This window comes from Methylobacterium sp. UNC378MF (assembly GCF_900103195.1).
Classification (GTDB): Bacteria; Pseudomonadota; Alphaproteobacteria; order Rhizobiales; family Beijerinckiaceae; genus Methylobacterium.
The window spans coordinates 19,627-36,816 of sequence record NZ_FMWU01000014.1; the positions used below are offsets into that span (position 1 = coordinate 19,627).

17 protein-coding genes are annotated in these 17,190 nt (G+C 70.4%); 14 read left to right on the forward strand and 3 right to left on the reverse strand.

From position 1 onward, the window contains the following. Nucleotides 1-29: 29 nt before the first annotated feature. Nucleotides 30-299 (reverse strand): hypothetical protein, encoded by a 270-nt coding sequence (locus tag BLT59_RS15745; protein ID WP_091781945.1) that lies wholly within the window; start codon nucleotides 297-299, stop codon nucleotides 30-32. A gap of 89 nt (nucleotides 300-388) precedes the next feature. On the opposite strand from BLT59_RS15745, the gene BLT59_RS31320 reads away from it, so the two are divergent. The 9 genes from BLT59_RS31320 (at nucleotide 389) to BLT59_RS15785 (ending at nucleotide 9,490) form a co-directional block, all read left to right on the forward strand. After that, nucleotides 389-562: a ribosome modulation factor gene (locus BLT59_RS31320; RefSeq protein WP_175544030.1), complete on the forward strand. Its 174-nt coding sequence runs from the start codon at nucleotides 389-391 to the stop codon at nucleotides 560-562. A gap of 108 nt (nucleotides 563-670) precedes the next feature. Beyond that, a complete protein-coding gene (metC, locus tag BLT59_RS15750) occupies nucleotides 671-1,861 on the forward strand; it encodes a cystathionine beta-lyase (RefSeq protein WP_091781948.1) in 1,191 nt (396 codons plus the stop codon). Between the two features lie 194 nt (nucleotides 1,862-2,055). Continuing rightward, nucleotides 2,056-3,777, forward strand: a complete 1,722-nt coding sequence (locus BLT59_RS15755; protein WP_091781951.1) for an ArnT family glycosyltransferase — start codon at nucleotides 2,056-2,058, stop codon at nucleotides 3,775-3,777. Continuing rightward, the gene (locus BLT59_RS15760) at nucleotides 3,774-4,553 is read left to right on the forward strand and encodes a glycosyltransferase (RefSeq protein WP_091781954.1); all 780 of its coding nucleotides are present in this window, start codon (nucleotides 3,774-3,776) and stop codon (nucleotides 4,551-4,553) included. Before BLT59_RS15755 ends, BLT59_RS15760 begins: the two co-directional genes overlap by 4 nt. Continuing rightward, nucleotides 4,547-4,879 carry a lipid-A-disaccharide synthase N-terminal domain-containing protein gene (locus BLT59_RS15765; RefSeq protein ID WP_091781957.1) on the forward strand — a complete coding sequence of 111 codons (333 nt, stop codon included), beginning with the start codon at nucleotides 4,547-4,549 and terminating at the stop codon, nucleotides 4,877-4,879. Before BLT59_RS15760 ends, BLT59_RS15765 begins: the two co-directional genes overlap by 7 nt. Next, a complete protein-coding gene (locus BLT59_RS15770; RefSeq protein WP_091781960.1) occupies nucleotides 4,876-5,478 on the forward strand; it encodes a pyridoxamine 5'-phosphate oxidase family protein in 603 nt (200 codons plus the stop codon). Before BLT59_RS15765 ends, BLT59_RS15770 begins: the two co-directional genes overlap by 4 nt. 396 nt (nucleotides 5,479-5,874) lie before the next feature. Beyond that, a complete protein-coding gene (gene rarD / locus BLT59_RS15775) occupies nucleotides 5,875-6,771 on the forward strand; it encodes an EamA family transporter RarD (protein ID WP_091781963.1) in 897 nt (298 codons plus the stop codon). Between the two features lie 50 nt (nucleotides 6,772-6,821). Then, nucleotides 6,822-9,212, forward strand: a complete 2,391-nt coding sequence (locus BLT59_RS15780) for a PAS domain-containing hybrid sensor histidine kinase/response regulator (protein WP_091781966.1) — start codon at nucleotides 6,822-6,824, stop codon at nucleotides 9,210-9,212. Then, on the forward strand, nucleotides 9,209-9,490 hold the full coding sequence (locus BLT59_RS15785) for a hypothetical protein (RefSeq protein ID WP_091781968.1): 282 nt from the start codon (nucleotides 9,209-9,211) through the stop codon (nucleotides 9,488-9,490). The genes BLT59_RS15780 and BLT59_RS15785 overlap by 4 nt, the downstream gene beginning before the upstream one ends. 121 nt (nucleotides 9,491-9,611) lie before the next feature. Here the strand turns inward: BLT59_RS15785 and BLT59_RS15790 are convergent, their stop codons facing one another. Continuing rightward, nucleotides 9,612-10,637 carry a P1 family peptidase gene (locus tag BLT59_RS15790; RefSeq protein WP_091781971.1) on the reverse strand — a complete coding sequence of 342 codons (1,026 nt, stop codon included), beginning with the start codon at nucleotides 10,635-10,637 and terminating at the stop codon, nucleotides 9,612-9,614. Nucleotides 10,638-10,747: 110 nt separating this feature from the next. Between BLT59_RS15790 and BLT59_RS15795 the strand changes: the two genes are divergently transcribed. Continuing rightward, nucleotides 10,748-11,614, forward strand: coding sequence for an NAD(P)-dependent oxidoreductase (locus tag BLT59_RS15795; RefSeq protein WP_091781976.1), 867 nt, complete (start codon nucleotides 10,748-10,750; stop codon nucleotides 11,612-11,614). Nucleotides 11,615-11,674: 60 nt separating this feature from the next. Here the strand turns inward: BLT59_RS15795 and BLT59_RS15800 are convergent, their stop codons facing one another. Further along, on the reverse strand, nucleotides 11,675-12,532 hold the full coding sequence (locus BLT59_RS15800; protein WP_091781979.1) for a S49 family peptidase: 858 nt from the start codon (nucleotides 12,530-12,532) through the stop codon (nucleotides 11,675-11,677). A 218-nt stretch (nucleotides 12,533-12,750) separates the two neighbouring features. Here BLT59_RS15800 and BLT59_RS15805 point away from each other — a divergent pair, with 218 nt between their 5' ends. From BLT59_RS15805 to BLT59_RS15820, 4 genes are all read left to right on the forward strand, one after another. Further along, a complete protein-coding gene (locus BLT59_RS15805; RefSeq protein WP_091781982.1) occupies nucleotides 12,751-13,086 on the forward strand; it encodes a hypothetical protein in 336 nt (111 codons plus the stop codon). Nucleotides 13,087-13,299: 213 nt separating this feature from the next. Next, nucleotides 13,300-16,047 (forward strand): DNA gyrase subunit A, encoded by a 2,748-nt coding sequence (gene gyrA / locus BLT59_RS15810; protein WP_091781985.1) that lies wholly within the window; start codon nucleotides 13,300-13,302, stop codon nucleotides 16,045-16,047. Nucleotides 16,048-16,107: 60 nt separating this feature from the next. Then, nucleotides 16,108-16,611 (forward strand): pantetheine-phosphate adenylyltransferase, encoded by a 504-nt coding sequence (coaD, locus tag BLT59_RS15815; RefSeq protein ID WP_091781988.1) that lies wholly within the window; start codon nucleotides 16,108-16,110, stop codon nucleotides 16,609-16,611. A gap of 26 nt (nucleotides 16,612-16,637) precedes the next feature. Then, nucleotides 16,638-17,186, forward strand: coding sequence for a peptidylprolyl isomerase (locus BLT59_RS15820; RefSeq protein ID WP_091781991.1), 549 nt, complete (start codon nucleotides 16,638-16,640; stop codon nucleotides 17,184-17,186). Nucleotides 17,187-17,190: the final 4 nt, after the last annotated feature.

The window sequence follows — 17,190 nt, forward strand, 5'->3', positions numbered from 1 at the left end:
GGTTGAGGTAGCTGCGGTCCCGCCAGCGCTCAGCGGCCCGGCAGGATCGGGTCGCCGCGCATCAGCGCGTGGAGCCGCTCGGTATCGAACCCATTCGGAATGCTGGGCGCGGCCGTCTTTGGCGCGGGCGCGGACTTGACCGGTGCAGGGATCGATCCCGTCGCGGACGGCTCGGCCTGGGCGGCGCGGACCACCGGAGCCGGCGCGAGATGCGCGAGCCGGTCGGCGCTGACGAGGGCGACGGTCGCCGTCGAAACGAGGACGAGGACGGCGCCGAGGAGTGAACGCAGGATACGCACGCAACGACCCGGGACGCGACTTGAGACGGCAACAGATTTACGGCGCGGCCGTTAACGAAGCCCCACCCTCAAGTCTTCGGGAGGCGATATTGACCAACGTTCAGGCCACCGCGAGCGACAGCCCGTTCATTCAGGGGCGCAACGCTCGGCTCTACGGGAAACCGGTGAGCGAATGCCCCTACCCGGAGGGCTCCAAGGAGCGCGCCGCCTGGATGGAGGCCTATGAAGAGGCGGTCGTCTCAGATCCGCCCGAGAAGCCGTAGAACGCGCACAACACATTGTTCGAAGGCTGCGGAACTTCGCGTCCGGCTTGACCTGGCCGGGCGCGGCGCGCTTCGTGCGGTGCAACGCAACACGATCACCGAGTCTCGATGTCCCTGAAGCCTTCGCCCGACGCCAAGCAGACATTCGCGCTTTCGACGCGCCTCGTCCATGCAGGCCGCGATCCGGGCGAGCAGCACGGCTTCGTGAACACGCCGATCTACCGCGGCTCCACGGTCCTCTACCCGACCTACGACGCGATCAAGAACCGGCGCGGCCGCTACAATTACGGCACCTCGGCGACGCCCACTATGGATGCGCTGACGGAGGCGTGGACGGAACTCGCCGGCGCTGCCGGCACTGTCGTGACGCCCTCCGGCCTCGCGGCGCTCACCGTTGCGCTGATGGCCGCGGTCTCGGCAGGCGACCACCTCCTCGTCACCGATTCCGCCTACCGGCCAACCCGCCAGTTCTGCGACGGCGTGCTGGCGCGCTACGGCGTCGAGGTCACCTATTACGACCCGATCATCGGGGCTGGTATCGCGGAGCTGATACGCCCGAACACCCGGGCCGTGCTGGTGGAGGCTCCCGGCTCGCAGAGCTTCGAGATGCAGGACATTCCGGCCATCGCCGAGGTCGCGCATGCGAACGACGCCTGCGTGATCATGGACAACACTTGGGCGACGCCGCTGCTTTTTCCGCCGCACGAGCGCGGGGTCGACATCGCGGTGGAGGCCGGCACCAAGTACCTGAGCGGCGGCTCGGACCTGCTGATCGGTCTGACCTCCGCCAACGCCCGGTATTACCCGGCGGTGCGCCGCACCTTCGATCATTTCGCCATGTGTGCGGGCGCCGAGGACATCTTCCTGGCGCTCCGTGGCCTGCGCACCATGAACCTGCGGCTGCGCGAGCACGGTCGCGCCGGGTTGGAGATGGCTCGATGGTTCCAGGCACGGCCCGAGGTGCGGCGAGTCCTCCATCCCGGCCTGCCCGAAGATCCTGGCCACGCGATCTGGAAGCGCGACTTCGCCGGCGCTTCCGGCCTGTTCGGCGTGATCCTCAAACCGGCGCCCGAGGCGGCGGTGGCCGCCATGCTGGACGGGCTGCAGCTCTTCGGGATGGGCTTCTCCTGGGGTGGGTTCGAGAGCCTCGTGATCCCGTTTGACTGCGCCGGCTACCGGACGGCGACCCAATGGGCGCCCGGCGGACCGGCCTTGCGCTTCCACATCGGGCTCGAAGACACGGCCGACCTCAAGGCCGACCTCGATGCCGGCTTCGCGCGCCTGCGAGCCGCTGGGTGAGGTCCAACCCGGCGCCGCCTGATCCAAGGCGCTGGGCTTCGGAGGCCCGAGCAGGCTGGTGTCGTGACATGCAGCCGGGCCACAAGGGTAAGCACGAGGCTCGCTGACGGGACCAGCACGCAGTCCCGCGAATTCGGCACCGGCGCGCCGCCTGCATTTGACCTTCCGCCGCGTTCCTGATTGACCGGCCCGGCATGACCACGAGCCTCTCCGCCGGCGGTGCCCAGCGCCTCGCCACAGTCGACCGGATCGGCCGCGGGCTCGACGCGCTGAGCCTCACCCATGCCCGGACCGTCGCCGCCCTGCTGGCCCTCGGTCTGATCCTGTTCCTGCCGGGCCAGATCTCGCTGCAGCCGATGGATCGGGACGAGCCGCGCTTCGCCCAGGCCTCAAAGCAGATGCTGGAGAGTGGCGATCTCGTGGATATCCGCTTCCAGGGCGAGGCGCGGCACAAGAAGCCGGTGGGGATCTACTGGGCGCAGGCCACCGCGGTGGCGGCCGGCGAGGCGCTGGGCGTGCCCGAGGCGCGTACCCAGATCGCCCTGTACCGCATCCCGTCGCTTATCGGTGCCATCGCCTCGGTGCTGCTCGCCTACTGGGCGGCGCTCGCCTTCCTGCCCCGCCGGTCCGCGCTGCTGGCCGCTGCCCTTTACGGCGCCTGCCTGATGCTCACGGCCGAGGCACACCTCGCCAAGACCGATGCACTGCTCGCCGCCTGCACCACCGCGAGCCTCGCCGCGCTCGCCCGCACTTGGCTGGCCCCGCGGGACGGCAGACCTGCCCCCGGCACGACCTTCGCGGCCTTCTGGCTCGGGATGGCGCTCGGGATCTTGGTGAAAGGGCCGATGGTGCCGCTCTTCGTCGCCCTGCCGGCTTTCGGCCTGTCGCTCGTAGGGCGGTCTGCCCGCTGGCTGCTGCCCCTCCGGCCGTGGAGAGGCCTCGCCCTCACGTTACTGCTGGTGGCGCCCTGGTTCGTGGCGATCGCCTGGAAGAGCGGTGGCGCCTTCTACGCCGAGGCGGTCGGGCACGACATGCTCGGCAAGGTCGGCGGAGCGGCGGAGCGGCACTGGGGACCGCCCGGGGCCTACGCTCTCGTATTCTTCGCGACCTTCTGGCCGGCGGCGGCCTTCACCGCCATGAGCCTGCCCTTCGCGTGGCGGGCGCGGCGGGAGCCCGCCCTGACCTTCCTCATCGCCGCGGTTTTGCCGGCGTGGGTGATCTTCGAGGCAGCGCCCACCAAGCTGCCCCATTACGTGCTGCCGCTGATGCCGTGGCTCGCGATCCTGACCAGCCTGGCGCTGTCCCGGGGGGCCCTGAACCCGAGCCTGCGGGGGGCGCGCCTCACGGCCCTGCTGGTGCCAGCCATCCCCGTGGCCCTGACGCTCGGCCTCTGCCTTGCGGGTTGGCGCCTCGACGCCCACTCGATCCCGTGGCCGGCTCTGCCCCTGCTCACTGCCGCCTGCGCGGTCGCGATCCTGGCTTGGCTCGCCTTCGCGCAGGGATCCGCGGAGCGCGCCCTCGTCCTGGGGATCCTGGCTTCCGGCCTGCTCGGTCCGGCCGTGCTGGGCGTGGCGCAGCTTTCGCTGCCGGCCCTGAAGGTCTCGCCGCGGCTCGCGGCGTTGCGCGACCGGATGCCCTGCCCGAACCCGGAGGTGGCAAGCTTGGGCTACCGCGAACCGAGTCTCGTGTTCCTGATCGGCACTGATCTCGCCCTGCCGCCGGACGGCGCCGCGGCCCGATCCTTTCTCGAGGCCGGCGGCTGCCGCCTGCTCTACGTCGAAGCCCGGGACCGTGACGATTTCAATGCGGCCTGGCCGGTGGGCCGCGGAGCCCCCGCGCCCCTGGCGGAGGTCGAAGGCTTCAACCTCAACACCGGCCGCCGGGTCTTCGTGACGGCCTACGCGGTGGCCCCGTGAGCGCCGCGCCGCATCTCAGCATCGTCGTGCCGGTGAAGAACGAGGCCGGCAATATCGGGCCCCTGGTGGCCGAGATCGAGGCCGCCTGCGCGGGCCGCGCCTTCGAGCTGATCTACGTGGATGACGGATCCACCGACGGCACCGCGGCAGCCCTGGCAACGGCCCGGGCGGGGCGGCCCTGGCTGCGGGTGCTGCGCCACGCCCGGAGCGGCGGCCAGTCGGCGGCGGTGCGCAGCGGCGTCCTTGCCGCACGGGGCGCAATCATCGCGACCCTCGACGGCGACGGCCAGAACGACCCGGCCTTCATCCCCACCCTGCTGGATGCCCTGGAAGCGGCCGGGCCCGACGCCGGTCTGGCCCAGGGCCAGCGGCGCGGCCGCAAGGACGGCCCGTTCAAGATGCTTCAGTCCCGGATCGCCAACGGCGTGCGCGGGCGGATCCTTAACGACGCCACCCGCGACACCGGCTGCGGCCTGAAGGTCTTCCGACGCGCCGTGTACCTCAAGCTGCCGTATTTCGATGCCCTTCACCGCTTCATGCCAGCCCTGGTGGCCCGAGAGGGTTTCTCCGTGGTCCACCGCGACGTGGTCGACCGGCCGCGGCTGACGGGGATATCCAATTACGGCCTTTTCGACCGGCTCTGGGTCGGGCTCCTCGATCTTGCCGGCGTCTGGTGGCTGATCCGACGCAAGCGCGCGGATCCGCGACCAAAGGAGATCGCCGATCCCGCCAGCCCACCGGCCGGCCGGCGAGCAGACCAGGACGTCGGATGCTGATCCAGCTCGCCCACGATCTGCCAGCCTATTTCTATGACGTGTTCGTCACTCGGCTCGACTTCTGGCTGGTGTTCGGCATCGTTGCCCAGCTGGTCTTCGGCTCGCGCTTCATCCTGCAATGGATCGCCAGCGAGCGGGCGGGGCGGAGCGTGATGCCGCTGTCGTTCTGGTTTCTGTCGATTCTTGGCGGGATCATGACGCTGGTCTACGGGTTCGTGCGCCGCGAGCCAGTGATCATCATCGGCCAGGGCCTCTCGACCGGGATTTACCTGCGCAACCTTGCGCTGATCTTCCGCGAGCGACGGCGGAAGCGGGGTGCCGCGTGAGTCGCACGCCGCTGCCGGCCTTCTACGACGACTTGGACGCTACCTTCGCCGAATTGTGGCGGCTGCTGACGGACGGCGCCGCTCAGGGCCCGGGCGGGTTTCATCTGCCGACCCTCGCGACGCTGGCCGCCGCTGGTGGGCCGCGGCTGCGCACCGTCGTCCTGCGCGCCGCCGACCGGGCGGGGAGAACCCTCCGGTTCCACTGCGACCGACGCTCCGACAAGGCCGCCGAGCTCCTGGCCCATCCTGCCTGCGCCCTTGCCGCCTACGACGCGGGCGCGAAGGTCCAGATCCGCGTCGAGGGCTACGCCAGGCTGCACACCGACGACGCCGTGGCCGACGCAGCATGGGCGGGGTCTCGGGCGATGAGCCGGGTCTGCTACGGGGCCGAGCCCGGTCCCGGCACTGCTCTGCCGACCGGGGGCGCCTACAGCCTGCCGGACGAGACCGCGGCGGCAATTCTGGGCCGGCCGCATTTCGCCGCCGTGGTTGTGCATGCGGAACGCCTGGATCTCCTCTACCTCGACCGACGCGGCCATCGCCGGGCGGTCTGGCATTGGACGGGGGACCTCTGGGTCGGCGGCTGGGTCGCCCCTTGATGGGGCAGCACGCCTGCGGACCTGAGCATTTGTATCCGCCGTTCGGGTCGGGCATCAGCATCTCCCCCGAGTCGGGCAGCCAGTCGACGATCAGAGACACGTAGGTCTCAATGACGCGGCCGTAAGGCGACGGCCAACATGGCCGGCATGGCGGCAGCGGCCGTGGAGGCCGGATCGGCCGCCCGGGAGGTTCGGGCCGCCGCTGCCGCCCTGGCACGCCAATCCGAGGAACTCGGCGGCGAGCTCAGGAGCATTCTCGCCACGCTTTGGGCGGCTTGACGAGCGATGGGACGGCTCGGGGATGGCAGCCCTGCGCCGTTCCCCCTGACAGGATTCGCCCCATCGCGATAAAGCCCGCGGACCCGGCCGCCCATCCGGGTCGAACGGGAGGACGCCGTGGGCCTCGTCTACGCGCTCGCCGCCTATCTGAGCTGGGGCCTCCTGGTTCCGGTCCATTTCCGGATGCTCGGGGCCTACACCCCGTACCACATCCTGGCCGAGCGGATCGTCTGGTCGAGTCTGTTCGCCGGTGCGCTGGCGCTGATCCTCGCGGCGCGCCACCGCCTGAACCTGCCGCTTCCGCTGCGCAAACGCCACGCGCTTCTGCTGCTCTCGGCGGCGATGATCGGCGTGAACTGGCTGCTCTACCTCTACGCGGTCAGCAGCGGGCACCTTCTCGACGCGAGTCTCGGCTACTACATCAACCCCCTGGTGAGCGTCGCCTTCGGGCGCGTGGTGCTCGGCGAGCGGCTGCGGTTGGGCCAGGCCGTCGCGATCGGCATCGCGGCGGCGGGCGTCGCCGTCGCGGTGGTCTGGGCCGGGGAACTGCCCCTGATGTCGCTGTCGCTGGCGGTGAGCTTCGCGCTCTACGGGCTCGCCCGGAAGATCGTCGGCGTCGATGCGCTGGTCGGCTTCCTGGCCGAGACTCTCCTGCTCCTGCCGGCCGCGATCGTCTGGCTCGTCCTCTCGCCCGAGCCGTTCCTGCCATCCGCACCGGCGGATCGCGCCTTGCTGATGCTCACCGGCCTGACCACCGCGTTGCCGCTGATCTGGTTCGCCGCCGCCGCAGTGCGGCTGCGGCTCACCACCCTCGGCCTGCTGCAATACGTGGCGCCGACCTGCCTGCTCATCCTGAGCGTCCTCGTCTACGGCGAGCGCGTCGAGCCTCACAGGGCGCTGATGCTCGGGCTGATCTGGGTTGCGCTCGCACTCTACACGATCGACGCCCTACGATTTCGACGGCCGCCGGCGCCCATGTCTCCGCGGTCGGATCCGGACACGATGCGTGTATAAGGAATACGGGGAAGCCGCCGTGGGGCGGGTGTCGGGACTGCGTCGGGCCGATGAGCGAGACTGAGAGCGGCCCAGGGACCGTCACGGATACGGATTACCGCAACCTCGCCGAGACGCTGCCGCAGCTCGCCTGGATCGCCGAGGCCGACGGCACCATCATCTGGTACAATCAGCGCTGGTACGACTACACCGGCACATCCCTCGAGGAGATGCTGGGGTGGGGCTGGCGGACGGTCCATCACCCGGAGCATGTCGATGCGGTGACCGAGCGCTACCGCGCCGCGATCACGCTCGGCCGGTCCTGGGAGGATACGTTCCCGCTGCGCGGGCAGGACGGGAGCTATCGCTGGTTCCTGTCTAAGGCATTGCCGCACCGAGACGAGTCCGGGCGGATCCTGCGCTGGTACGGGACCAACACCGACATCACCGGCCGCCGCACGGTCGAGGAGCGGCTACGCCATTCCGAGCAGCGCTTCCGCGCATTGGTGGACGCCTCGGCGGCGGTCATCTGGAACACCAACGCGGCCGGCGAGCTGACGCCGCCGCAGGTCCGGTGGAGCACCTATACCGGCCAGACCGAGGAAGCCTACCAGGGCTGGGGCTGGCTGGATGCCGTCCATCCCGACGACCGGGGCCACGCGGCTGATGCCTGGGCGGCCTGCGTGGAGGCGCGCGGGACCTACGAGGTCGAGTACAGGCTGCGCCGGTATGACGGGGCCTGGCGCGCCATGGAGGTGCGCGGCGTGCCGGTTCTCGCCGAGGACGGCTCCTTGCGGGAATGGGTCGGCACCTGCGTCGACGTCACCGAGCGGAAGGAGGCCGAGGAGGCGGTGGAGCGCGCCCGACAGGCTGCCGAGGCGGCCAATCGGGCGAAGAGCCAGTTCATCGCCAATATGAGCCACGAGCTGCGCACACCGCTCTCGGCGGTGATCGGCTATTCCGAGATGCTCGGCGAGGAGCTGGAGGATATCGGCCAGGCCGCCCTGCTGCCGGACCTGCGCAAGATCGAGGCGGCGGCCCGCCACCTCCTGTCGCTGATCAACGACGTACTCGACATCTCGAAGATCGAGGCCGGCCGCATGACCGCCTCGGCCGAGACCTTCTCGGTGGCAGACCTGCTTCGGGACGTACGCGACGCCACCGGTTCCCTGGTCGAGAAGAAGGGCAACCGCTTCGTCCTCGACGCCGGCGCGGCGGGCGAGGCCGGTCTGGGCTCCATGCACCAGGACCAGACCAAGATCCGCCAATGCCTGCTGAACCTGATCGGCAACGCGGCGAAGTTCACCGAAGGCGGCACGATCACCCTGACGGTGCGACGCCACCAGGAGGCGGGCGCCGACTGGCTGTCCTTCGCGGTCGCCGATACCGGCATCGGCCTGACCGAGGCGCAGATCGGTCGCCTGTTCGAGCGCTTCGTCCAGGCCGACGACTCGACCACCCGGCAGTTCGGCGGCACGGGTCTCGGGCTCGCCATCACCCGCGCCTTCTGCCGGACGATGGGCGGCGACATCGGCGTCACCAGTACCCCAGGTGCCGGTGCGACCTTCACGGTCCGCCTGCCCGCGACCCTGCGGCCCGAGGATGCGCCGCCGGCCGAGGCCGAAGCGCACACGCCGGTGGAACCGCACGAGCAGCACGAGACGGTGCTGCTGGTCGACGACGACCCGGCGGCCCGCGAGCTGCTCCAGCGCTTCTTGGAGCGCGAGGGCTTCCATGTCCGCAGCGCCAATGACGGCCGCGCCGGCCTGACGCTGGCCCGGGCCCTGAAGCCGCGGGCGATCCTGCTCGACGTCGAGATGCCGCGCATGGACGGCTGGGCGGTGCTCCACGCGGTCCGCAACGATCCGGATCTCGCCGGGACGCCGGTGATCATGACCTCGGTAGTGGCCGAGCAGGGGCTCGGCCAGGCGCTTGGCGCCACCGACTATTTCGTCAAGCCGATCGACTGGGATCGGCTCAAGGGCCTGATGGAGCGCTACCGGCCGGAGGCGCCGAACGAGGCGCGGGTCCTCGTCGTCGACGACGACGCGGATGCTCGAGAGCGCCTGCGCCGCTCCCTCGGCCGGGAGGGATGGACCGTCGACGAGGCGGAGAACGGCCGGATCGGCCTGGAGCGCGTCAGCCAGGCGCGGCCGAGCCTGATCTTGCTCGATCTGATGATGCCCGAGATGGACGGGTTCGGCTTCCTGCGTGCGCTGCGGGCGCAACCCGACGGCGACGTACCCGTAGTGGTGCTCACCGCCAAGGAGATCACCGAGGCCGAGAAGGAGAGCCTGAACCGGCAGGCCGACCGGGTGATCGCCAAGGGCTCCATGAGCCTGGCGGAGATCGGCCGGCAGCTCCGTGTCCTGTATGCGCGCGCTGCGGACGAGCCGGTACCGGGACGGCTACAGGGATTGATCGAGCGACTTGCCGAGAACGATGTAGGGGGATCACGATGAGCGAAGACGGGATCGATCCGGAGAAGGCTGTGGCCATCCGCCTGCGGGCGCGGCTCGCGGTGGTGGAGCGGGCAGCGTGGTTCGGCCTCGTCCACGCCATGAAGACGCGGCCGGCCGAGACCGAGGCCTACATCGCCTCGGAGCGGGCGCGCTGCACCGACGGATTCGGCAGCGGCTCCTGGGCCAAGGATCTGACCGACGCCGAGCGGAAGATGCTGGCCGACGAGGTCGATGCCGGGCTGGCGCAGCTGATCGAGGATGCGCGCGGGGAGGTGTAAGCCGCCGTCCTTGCGAGCGGAGCGAAGCAACCCAGTGTAGCGCCACGTTCTCCGAGGTCGCGCCGCCATGGGCACTTCGCTGCGTGCGTGATGACGGGGCGGGCGACGTCGAGCCCCGGCTCTAAGCTGTCGAGAAAACGTCGCCCCAAGCCGGCGGCAACCCCGTCCACGATAGCGGCGGCGCCACCGCGTGCCCCGGCAGACGCGTGGCGGAAAAGACCCCCCGCGCCACCGCCCGCGCCAGCACCCGCGCGGCGGCATCGCCCAGACGCGCCATCGCAACCACCGGATCGGCCAGCGGCACGGCGCCGGTGGCCGCGGCAAACACCAGATCGCCGTCGAGGGGCGTATGCGCCGGGACGAGGGCGCGGGCGAGGCCGTCCTGGGCTGCCACCGCGAGGCGCCGGCACTGCGCCTTGGTCAGCGCCGCGTCGGTCGCCACCACGGCGAGCGTCGTGGCCGCGCCCGGCAGCGCCCGGGCCGGGAAGGCGAGGGCGTCGGCCGGCATCCGCCCCGGGGATCCCAGGCCGCCGAACTCGTTGCCCTCCTCGAAGGGCGCGGCCCAGAAATGCGGCCCGTCACCAATCGTCGCGTTGCCGAAGGCGTTCACCGCCACGAGTGCCCCGACCCGGAAACCGGTGCCTGCCACGAGCGCCGAGGCCGAGCCGATCCCGCCCTTCAGGCGCCCGGTGCGCGCGCCGGTCCCGGCCCCCACGGAGCCCAGATTGAAATCCTCGGCCGCCGCCGCGGCGGCGGAAAAACCGAGTTCGCGATAGGGCGGGTAGCGGCCCCAATCCTTGTCGCCGCCATTGAGCAGGTCGAACAGGATCGCCCCGGGCACGATCGGCACCCGCATCCCGCCGACCGGGAAGCCCCGCCCGGCTTCGGCGAGCCACGCCGTCACGCCCGCCGCCGCGTCAAGCCCGAACGCCGAGCCCCCCGACAGCACCAGGGCGTCGATCCGCTCGACGGTGCGCTCGGGGTCGAGAAGGTCGGTCTCGCGGGTGCCGGGCCCGCCGCCCCGCACGTCCACGGAGGCGACCACCGGGGCGTCGAACAGGATCGCGGTGACGCCGCTGGCGATCCGCAGATCGCTCGCGTGGCCGACCCGCAGGCCGGGAATATCCGTGATGCAATTCTGCAGCATCGGCGGAGCTTGCCACGCCGGGCGATCGACGCAAATGCCCGCGGGCGCCGCGGACCGCCCGACCGGGTTCTCTGGTTGGTGAGGCGGCAAACCGGATCAAGGAGCACGCCATGGACGTCGGATTCATCGGATTGGGGCGGATGGGCCGCGCCATGGCCGCCAACCTTGCGCGAGCCGGTCACACGGTCCGCGCCTGGAACCGCTCGCCGGAGGCCGCGCGCGGGATCGAGGGCGTCACCCCTGTGGCGAGCGCTGCCGAAGCCTTCGCCGGCGAGGCCGTGGTCACCATGCTGGCGGACGACGCCGCCCTCGAAGCCGTGATCGTGGCCGGCGGCCTCCTCGACCAGCCGGAGCGCCCGGGCCTGCATATCGGGATGAGCACGATCTCCGTGGCCCTCGCCCGGCAGCTCGCCGCCGTGCACGAGCGGGCCGGCGTCCCCTACATCTCGGCCCCGGTCTTCGGCCGGCCGGACGTGGCGGAGGCCGGCAAGCTCAACATCGTGGCCGCCGGCGCGGCGGCCCAGATCGACCGCGCGGGCCCGCTCCTCGACGCCATGGGCACCAAGACCTGGCGCTTCGGCGAAGACCCGACCCGCGCGAATGCCGTCAAGCTCGCTGGCAACTTCATGCTGATCTCGGCCATCGAGGCCATGGCGGAGGCCTGCGCCCTCACGGAAGGCCACGATGTCCCCGGCGCCGACTTCCTCGACCTGATGACCAACACGCTGTTCGCCTCGCCCGTCTACAAGGGCTACGGCGCCTCGATCGCGCAGAACCGCTACGAGCCGCCGGGCTTCATCCTCAAGCTCGGGGCCAAGGACGTGCGGCTGGCCCTCCAGGCCGCCGAGGGGGCCGGGGTGCCGATGCCGTTCGCGAGCGTGCTGCGCGACGGCCTCATCGAGGCGATCAGCCACGGCGACGGCGACAAGGACCTTGCCGCCCTGGCGCGCGTCTCGGCGCGTCGCGCCGGACGGTAGCGGCTTTCCAGAGAGCTAAGCCTCAAGGGGGTGATCAGGGCTGCTCTTCGGAGCCCCGTTTCACAGTCCGAAGCGGGCGAAGGCCGCGCGCTCCTCGAAGGCCGCGAGGGCGCCCTCGGCGAGCCCGATCCCGCCGGGGGCCCCGCCCCGGCGCAGCAGGCGGGACAGGAGGCCGCCCCGCGCCTCGGCGACGAGGCGCAGATCGACCTTCTCGCCGAAGCGGGCGCGCATCGCGGTGCGTACGTCGCCGAGCGCATCGACGAGGCCCAGAGGCAATGCCTGCCGCCCGGTCCAGACTGCGCCGGTAAACAGGTTCTCGGATTTCGACAGGGTCGGCCGCCGGGCCGTGACGAGGCCCGTGAACAGGTCCTGCACATCGGACTGGATGCGCTTCAGGCGCTCCACGTCGGCGGGGTCCTCCGGGCGGAACGGGTCGAGCATCGACTTCGCCTCACCTTGCGTATGCACCCGGCGCTCGACGCCGAGCTTCTCCAGGAGGCCGTGGAAGCCGAACCCGGCCGAGACCACGCCGATCGAGCCGACGATCGAGGTCGGATCGGCGACGATCTCGTCGGCCGCGCAGGCGATCATGTAGCCGCCGGAGGCCGCGACATCCTCCACGAAGGCGATCACCGGCACGCCCTTCTCCTCGGCCAGCGCCCGGATTCGGCGGTGGATCAAGTGCGATTGCGCCGGCGAGCCGCCGGGCGAGTTGATCACCAGAGCCACCGCCTTGATCCCCGGCATCCCGAAGGCGCGCTCCAGGCTGCCCGCCACGCCGCCGATCGAGAGGCCCGGCCGGATCGGCGAGACTGCCCCGATCGTGCCCGAGAGCCGGACCACGGCGACCCGCGGGCGGCGGTCCCGGAAGCGGCGTGGGAGGAGGGCGCGGAAGGAGTCGGGGAACGCGAACGCCATGGGGGTCTTACGCCGCTCGTCAGGAAACCGGGCGGGGGACGGCCCGGGTGCGCCTGTTCGGAAACTGGGCGCTTTCCGGCCGCACGCAAGGGCGTGCGTCTGCGCAGTCAGAACGGATCGAACCGTTTGCCGACCTTGGCCGTTTCAGGCTACGGCGCGCGCCACGTGCCGGCCCGGATCCGCTTGACTCGGACGGGTGCTCACACGGGAGAGAAACGATGCGACCCTGGCCAATCCTGGTCCTCCTCGCCGCGCTGCTCGGCGGGCTGGCGAGCGCGCCCGCGCGCGCGGCACCCCTTCCGGTCCCGGCGAGCGCCGAGGCTGCGGCGCCCGCCCCCGCGGTGCAGCAGGCCCGCTGGCATTACCGCCGCCATTGGCACCGCCGGCACCACTGGCATCACCGTCACCACTGGCACCGCCGTCACCACTGGCGCCGGCACCACTGGCATCGCCATCACGGATACCGCCGCCATTACGGGCATCGCTATCACGGTTACCGACACCACGCGTTCCGCGGTCGCGCCGTGGGCCACCGCCACCTCACATTCTACTAAGCGGACCGACCCGCGTCCCGGCCCGATCCGGCCGGGACGCGGCCCTCCCGACGCCCCTGTCGGCGACCGCGCCGCGACCTTGCGGGCGGCCTCGGAAAACCTTATTTAACCGTCTGATATCACTGCTCTTCCGAGAGGCCGTTCCGGCGCACCGCGCGCCACCCCGGAACGGTCGCGAGCACCGCCCGTCCGGGCTTCAGAACGGAAATCGACTTGGCCGAGAACGATCCGACTGGCGCCGCCCCGCCCGCCAGCGACATCCGCCCCGTCTCCATCACCGACGAGATGCGCCGCTCCTACCTCGATTACGCGATGAGCGTGATCGTGAGCCGGGCGCTTCCCGACGCCCGCGACGGTCTCAAGCCGGTGCACCGGCGCATCCTCTACTCCGCCTTTGAATCCGGGCACCTGCCCGAGCGGAAATACGTCAAGTCGGCGCGCATCGTCGGCGACGTGATCGGTCTCTATCACCCGCACGGCGACCAATCGATCTACGACGCCCTCGTGCGGATGGCGCAGGATTTCTCCATGCGCCTCATGCTCATTGACGGGCAGGGCAATTTCGGCTCGGTGGACGGCGATCCGCCGGCGGCCATGCGCTACACCGAATCGCGGCTGGCCAAACCTGCCACGGCGCTGCTCTCCGACATCGACAAGAACACCGTCGATTTCGGACCGAACTACGACGAGTCGCGCGAGGAGCCGAGTGTCCTTCCCGCCCGCTTCCCCAATCTCCTGGTCAACGGCGCCGGCGGCATCGCGGTCGGCATGGCCACCAACATCCCGCCGCACAATCTCGGCGAGCTGATCGATGCCTGCGTGGCGCTGATCGACGATCCGGGCCTGACCATCGAGCAGCTCACCGAGATCGTCCCCGGCCCGGACTTCCCCACCGGCGGCATGATCCTCGGCCGGGCCGGCACCCGGCAGGCCTACGCCACCGGCCGCGGCTCGGTGATCATGCGCGCCAAGTCGCATGTCGAGGAGCTGCGCAAGGAGCGCGAGGCGCTGATCTTCACCGAGATCCCGTATCAGGTGAACAAGGCGACGCTCGTCGAGAAGATCGCCGAGCTGGTGAAGGAGAAGCGCGTCGAGGGCATCTCGGACCTGCGCGATGAATCCGACCGGACGGGCATGCGCATCGTCGTCGAGATCAAGCGCGACGCCATGGCCGACGTGGTGCTGAACCAGCTCTACCGGTTCACGCCCCTGCAATCTTCCTTCGGCTGCAACATGGTGGCGCTGAACGGCGGCCGCCCCGAGCTGATGAACCTGAAGGACCTGCTCCAGGCCTTCGTGGATTTCCGCGAGGAAGTCGTCTCCCGGCGGACCAAGTTCCTCCTCGGCAAGGCACGCGAGCGCGCGCACGTCTTGTGCGGGCTGGCCATCGCGGTCGCCAATATCGACGAGGTGATCCGCCTGATCCGGACCTCGCCCGATCCGAACACGGCCCGCGAGGCCCTGATGAGCCGCGACTGGCCGGCCCACGATATCGCGCCACTGATCGCCCTGGTCGATGATCCGCGCCACCGGGTCGCCGAGGACGGGACTTATCGCCTGTCCGAGACGCAAGCCCGCGCGATCCTCGACCTGCGCCTGCAGCGCCTCACGGCCCTTGGCCGCGACGAAGTCGGCGACGAGCTGAAGACGCTCGCCGACGAGATCGCCGATTATCTCGACATCCTGCGCTCGCGGGTGCGCATCCAGACAATCGTGAAGCAGGAACTGGTGGAGGTCCGCGAGCAATTCGCCACACCGCGCCGGACCGAGATCGTCGATTTCGACGGCAGCGTCGAGGACGAGGACCTCATCGCCCGCGAGGACATGGTGGTCACCGTGTCGCATGCCGGCTACGTTAAGCGCGTTCCGCTCTCGACCTACCGGTCCCAGCGCCGCGGGGGCAAGGGCCGCTCCGGAATGGCGACCCGCGACGAGGATTTCGTCACCCGCCTGTTCGTGGCCAACACCCACACGCCTGTGCTGTTCTTCTCCAGCCAGGGCCAAGCCTACAAGGAGAAGGTCTGGCGCCTGCCGATGGCGGCCCCGAACGCCCGCGGCAAGGCGCTGGTGAACATCCTGCAACTGCAGGACACCTCGGAGCGCATCACCACGATCATGCCGCTGCCCGAGGACGAGGCCTCCTGGGAGACCCTCGACGTGATGTTCGCGACCGCGAGCGGCAACGTCCGGCGCAACAAGCTGTCGGACTTCACCACGGTGAATCGCAACGGCAAGATCGCCATGAAGCTCGATCCGGGCGACCACATCGTCCATGTCGAGATCTGCCGTCCGGACCAGAACGTCTTGCTGACCACCGCGCTCGGGCAGTGCATCCGCTTCCCCGTGGAGGACGTGCGCGTGTTCAAGGGCCGCGACTCGACGGGCGTCCGCGGCATCCAGCTCGCCAAGGACGACCGGGTCATCTCGATGACCATCCTGAACGCCTTCGACGCCACCGCGGAGGAGCGAGCCGGCTACCTGAAGATGCGCCGCGCCGTGACCGGCGAGGCCGAGGAGAACGGCGACGCGGAGGCCGAGGACGGCGCCGAGGCGGCGGCGATCTCGCTGGACCGCTACAACGAGATGGGCGCGGCCGAGCAGTACGTGCTGACCCTGTCCGAACGGGGCTTCGGCAAGCGCTCCTCGTCGTTCGAGTACCGGACCTCGGGACGCGGCGGAAAGGGCATCACGGCGATGCGGGTCAATGCCCGCAACGGCAGCCTCGTGGCGTCGTTCCCTGTGGAGGCCTCGGACCAGATCATGCTGGTCACCGACGGCGGCCAGCTGATCCGCGTGCCGGTGGACGACATCCGCATCGTCGGCCGCGCCTCGCAGGGCGTGACGGTGTTCAACACCGCCAAGGACGAGAAGGTCGTCTCGGTGGAGCACATCGAAGGTGAAGATGAAGGGACCGCCGAGGGCGGCGCGGAGGGTGCTGCGGAGGGCGGCGACGAAGCCTGACGCGCTGCGCCCCTGTCCGCAGGTTCCGTCCGACGCGAAAATGCTCTAGGTCGGGCCTCAATGACCCGCACTGCCCTCTATGCCGGCTCGTTCGATCCGGTCACGAACGGCCATCTCGACGTGGTCCGCCAAGCCTGCCGGCTGGTGGACCGCCTCGTGATCGCCATCGGCGTCCATCCCGGCAAGGCGCCGCTGTTCTCCGCCGAGGAGCGGGCGGCCCTCCTCACCGAGACCTGCGGCCCCGTCGCGCAGGACGAGGGCGCGGCGCTGGAGATCGTCACCTTCAACGACCTCGCCGTCGCGGCCGCCCGGCGCTGCGGCGCCGCTATCTTCATCCGCGGCCTCCGCGACGGCACGGATCTCGATTACGAGATGCAGCTGGCCGGCATGAACGGCGCCATGGCGCCCGAGGTGCAGACCGTGTTCCTGCCCGCCTCGACGCAGGCCCGCCCGATCACCGCCACTCTGGTGCGCCAGATCGCCGGCATGGGGGGCGACGTCTCGCCCTTCGTGCCCGCGGCCGTGGCCGCGCGCCTCCGGCAGCGCTTCGCCGCACACTCCTGAGACCGGCCCGACCTGGAAGGACTTCGATGAACCGACGCCACGCCCTCCTCGCGCTCGCCCTCACGCTCGGCACTCCTCAGGCCGCCCGGGCCGCCGACGCCAACACGGTCTATCTCCAGACCAAGGACGGGCGGATCACCATCGAGCTGCGGCCGGACCTCGCGCCCAAGCACGTCAAGCAGATCAAGACGCTGGTCTCGCAGGGCTTCTACAACGGCCTCAAGTTCCACCGCGTCATCGACGGCTTCATGGCCCAGACCGGCGACCCGAAGGGCAACGGCACCGGCGGCTCCAGCCTGCCGAATATCCCGGCCGAGTTCACGCAGGCCGCCCAGTTCCGCCGCGGCACGGTCGGCATGGCGCGCTCGCAGGATCCGAACTCGGCAAATTCCCAGTTTTTCATCTGCCTCGGCGACGCGCCGTTCCTGAACGGCCAGTACACGATCGTCGGCAACGTCACGGACGGGCTCGACGTCCTCGACAAGATCAAGAAGGCCGCCCCCGGCGCGCCCGGCGGTGCCGTGCAGGACCCCGACAAGATCGTCAGCATGACGCTCGCCGAGAAGGCCAAGTAGCGGC

Coding starts and splice junctions, on each gene's coding strand:
- BLT59_RS15790 (WP_091781971.1), bottom strand. CDS start 10,637: ATGCTGCAGAATTGCATCACGGATATTCCCGGCCTGCGGGTCGGCCAC.
- BLT59_RS15755 (WP_091781951.1), top strand. CDS start 2,056: ATGACCACGAGCCTCTCCGCCGGCGGTGCCCAGCGCCTCGCCACAGTC.
- BLT59_RS15820 (WP_091781991.1), top strand. CDS start 16,638: ATGAACCGACGCCACGCCCTCCTCGCGCTCGCCCTCACGCTCGGCACT.
- BLT59_RS15800 (WP_091781979.1), bottom strand. CDS start 12,532: ATGGCGTTCGCGTTCCCCGACTCCTTCCGCGCCCTCCTCCCACGCCGC.
- coaD (WP_091781988.1), top strand. CDS start 16,108: ATGACCCGCACTGCCCTCTATGCCGGCTCGTTCGATCCGGTCACGAAC.
- BLT59_RS15780 (WP_091781966.1), top strand. CDS start 6,822: ATGAGCGAGACTGAGAGCGGCCCAGGGACCGTCACGGATACGGATTAC.
- BLT59_RS15805 (WP_091781982.1), top strand. CDS start 12,751: ATGCGACCCTGGCCAATCCTGGTCCTCCTCGCCGCGCTGCTCGGCGGG.
- BLT59_RS15785 (WP_091781968.1), top strand. CDS start 9,209: ATGAGCGAAGACGGGATCGATCCGGAGAAGGCTGTGGCCATCCGCCTG.
- metC (WP_091781948.1), top strand. CDS start 671: ATGTCCCTGAAGCCTTCGCCCGACGCCAAGCAGACATTCGCGCTTTCG.
- BLT59_RS15765 (WP_091781957.1), top strand. CDS start 4,547: ATGCTGATCCAGCTCGCCCACGATCTGCCAGCCTATTTCTATGACGTG.
- BLT59_RS15795 (WP_091781976.1), top strand. CDS start 10,748: ATGGACGTCGGATTCATCGGATTGGGGCGGATGGGCCGCGCCATGGCC.